This window comes from Pedobacter sp. 01N416 (assembly GCF_056399685.1).
The window spans coordinates 1-3,366 of sequence record NZ_JBFTRT010000549.1; the positions used below are offsets into that span (position 1 = coordinate 1).

Here is a 3,366-nt window from a genome sequence, read left to right on the forward strand (position 1 = left end):
ATATACCATATACCGACAACTATATTGCGGTGTATAAAGATTTTTCACCTGATAAAAGAAGAGCTTACCAAGGTGGCTTTGGTCTATGGTTAAATGCGGGTGTAGAAAGTAAATGGGGCAGTTTGGTGGCTTCTTACTGGAAAGGCAACAACTTTATTTCGATTAAAGGTATGCCACTTTATGAATCGGTTTCAGATAACCTGTACAGTCCGGGCTTAAAGCAAAGTGCTAGAAACATTGTTTCGTTGCGTTATGCTTACCAAAAAGAGTTAATCCCACATTTATACCTTGATGTTCGTTTCGAGCCGCATATTGATCTTGATCATACCGATAAACAACTTCAGTTTAACCATTCATTCTTTTTGACCTACAAACAGGATTTTAAATTGTTTAAGGTGAAGAAAGGTGAGAGGTAAAAGGTGTAGGGTTTAGGGTGATTAAACTCATACCGATTCAAACTCCGCAGGTTTCTAAAACCTGCGGAGTTTTATGCTTATACAGCCATCCGGAGGTCCCCTTTGTGTTCCTACTCCTTTGAAACTTCGGAAGTCCCTGCCAATTAAACCCGATAGCAGCGAAAAACACGAAGGTGAGGAACGAACCAAGGCTTTGAAGCGAATAGCGGGATTAACACCTCAAAAATGCTCCTGCCTTTGCTTTCCAAATAAAAAACAATATCTTTCTTGAAAAAATATTTCAACTATATCTTGCTGATAATCAACTGTTGTTTGGTTATTTTTAACTTTATTTAACTTTTTTTCTCACCTCATGCAACCATTGTTTGTAATCTGCCATCTTCTATTTACAAACACACAATGAAATTGACGCGAAGCTATACGATAAACGATTTGATGGAAGGCTGCAAAGCTGGCGACCGGAAAATGCAGGAGCTGCTTTACAAGCAAACTGCATCGAAAATGTTGGCCGTTTGTATGCGCTACGCCAAAGATAGAATGGAGGCAGAAGATGTGCTGCAGATGGGATATATTAAAATTTTCCAGAAAATAAAAGAGTATAGAGGCGATGGTTCTTTTGAAGGCTGGATTAGAAGGGTTATGGTGAACACCGCGATTGAAAGTTACCGTAAAAATTTACGCAGCTTAAATGTGGTTGAAATAGATGAAGCTTACGAGCAACCATCAACCGGATTTGATTTTGGCACTTTAGGGATGCAGGATTTAATGAATGTGATACAAAAATTGGCAGATGGTTACCGCATGGTATTTAACATGTACGTAATTGAAGGCTATTCGCACAAAGAAATTGGAGAAACACTTGGAATCTCAGAAGGTGCGAGCAAATCGCAACTGTCGAGAGCAAGAGCGATATTAAAAGAAGAAATTATAAAAATGGAGGGATTTGGTTATGCAACCTATACGGGATAAGGATTTTGATCAGTTATTTAAGGATGCTTTTGCTGATGCGGAAGTAACGCCTTCGAGGGATTTATGGAGCAATATTGAAAGTGAAATAGCACCTAAGAAAAAAAGAATCATACCGATTTATTGGTTGTCTGCGGCCGCTGTATTATTGATCGCTACGATTGGGATTTTGGTTTATCAACAGCAAAATACCAGCAGTAGAGGTAAACAATTGGCCAGTAACACGATTGAAAAAGCGAAACCAGTGGTACAAGAGCCAGTTGTTAAAGATTCTTTGGCTACAATTGTTGCTCCAGTTGAAAATATAACACCAGTTTTGCCAGTTCGAGCTAAGGCAGTAAGTGCTATTGCCAAAATAAAGGTGAAAAAAGACGTTAAACCTGCTGTGGAACAACCGCGGATAGTTACGGCTCCTGAAATGCAAAAGACAATTATAGCTAAAGTTGAAGAACCTAAAAAAGATATCAACACAAAAATCGAAGAGGCGATTTTACAGCCAAAAGAAGAGATTTTAACTGCTGTTGTTGCAACGCCAGTTAAAACGGACGATCCTGTTAACGAAAACGAACAGAGCAATAAAGGCATCCGTAATGTTGGGGATGTGGTAAACCTCATTGTTAATAAAATGGACAAAAGAAAAGATAAGCTGATACAGTTCCGCACCGATGATGATGATTCTTCTTTGGCATCGATCAATATCGGCCCATTTAAAATAGGTAAACGAAATAAGAAGTAAACAGTTTTCATTATCAGTTCACAGTTGCTAGTATCTGAACCTTAAATATTACATATTCAACTTTATAACATTCAATAATTCACTCATTCAATAACTCAACAACACACACACATATATGAAACGTCTAATTTATACAACACTTTTGGTAAGCGGACTTGCCGGTGTTATGGCTCAAGGTGCTTTTGCACAACAAGATAGTACTAAAAAGAAAATGGATTATAGTGAAGGACATGGTATCATCATTAAAACCAAATCTACAGATTCAGTTAAAAAAGGCCGTTTCGTGGGCGGAATTACTTTTACCAGAGTTGATTTAGGTTTCTCCAGGTTAATCGATAATGGCAGTTTCAACTTATCGCCAAACAACGATTTTTTGGATTATAAAGGTGGCAAAACCAGTACTTTCTCTTTCGATGTTTTGCAATTGGGCTACCGTTTCAACTCTAACTTTAAGGTTTATGTAGCCGGTGGGTTCGACTGGACATTGATCCGTTTAAGAAAAGACATTACTATTGCTAAAAACGCTAACGAATTTGTATTTACCGATCAGGCACCTGTACATTTTTCAAAAAACCGATTCTCGAGCAGTTATGTACACATTCCCTTAAACTTCGAATTCCGTACCAGCGAAAACAAAAACAGCAAAAGATTTTACCTGGTTTTAGGTCCGGAGGTTAGCTTTTTGCTAAACGGAAAAATTAAACAGATAAGCGAAGAACGTGGTAAAGAAAAACAATACGATAGCTACCATTTTCAATCGGTTCGTTATGGAGGCACAGTTAGATTTGGCTATGGTGGTATAGGATTATTTACCAAATATTACTTTAACGATATGTTTACTACCACTCAACAAGCTGGCTTAAAAAATATGAGTTTCGGGGTTACCTTCGGCTTAAATTAAAACAGCAACACACAAATAAAACAGATCCTGTTTCGGTTAGGCGAGACAGGATTTTTTATTTTATAATGTTTTTAGAAACATTGTAGGTGTTAATACACTTAGCTTACTCTTTTTATAATCTTTAATATTTCGCGTAATTATAGCATTAATTGATCCATGGTTTTCAGCCGAAAAATTTTGGAGTGCATCTTCAAAATCTATGAATTCAGAATCGATTGAAGTCAAAATAACGTTTTTGTCAATTATTAAAATATCTAAAAAAGTAAATAATATCTTAAAGTCGGCCAAAATGTCTTTATGATTAAAGTGTTTTCTCAACAAATAATACGTGTTGGCTATTATTAAAC

Annotated in this window: 5 protein-coding genes; 4 read left to right on the top strand and 1 reads right to left on the bottom strand. The window is 36.7% G+C overall.

The features are described 5' to 3' along the window. From AC1DND_RS23305 to AC1DND_RS23320, 4 genes are all read left to right on the top strand, one after another. Positions 1-416, top strand: a 416-nt coding sequence (locus AC1DND_RS23305; protein ID WP_477584972.1) for a hypothetical protein, incomplete at its 5' end; no start/stop codon positions are given. A gap of 399 nt (positions 417-815) precedes the next feature. Further along, entirely contained in the window at positions 816-1,385 is a 570-nt protein-coding gene (locus tag AC1DND_RS23310; RefSeq protein ID WP_477584973.1) for an RNA polymerase sigma factor, read from the top strand. Beyond that, entirely contained in the window at positions 1,366-2,118 is a 753-nt protein-coding gene (locus AC1DND_RS23315; RefSeq protein ID WP_477584974.1) for a hypothetical protein, read from the top strand. Before AC1DND_RS23310 ends, AC1DND_RS23315 begins: the two co-directional genes overlap by 20 nt. Positions 2,119-2,233: 115 nt before the next feature. After that, positions 2,234-3,019 (top strand): outer membrane beta-barrel protein, encoded by a 786-nt coding sequence (locus AC1DND_RS23320; protein WP_477584975.1) that lies wholly within the window; start codon positions 2,234-2,236, stop codon positions 3,017-3,019. 60 nt (positions 3,020-3,079) lie between these two features. Here AC1DND_RS23320 and AC1DND_RS23325 read toward each other — a convergent pair. Continuing rightward, positions 3,080-3,366, bottom strand: a 287-nt coding sequence (locus AC1DND_RS23325) for a type II toxin-antitoxin system VapC family toxin (protein ID WP_477584976.1), incomplete at its 5' end; no start/stop codon positions are given.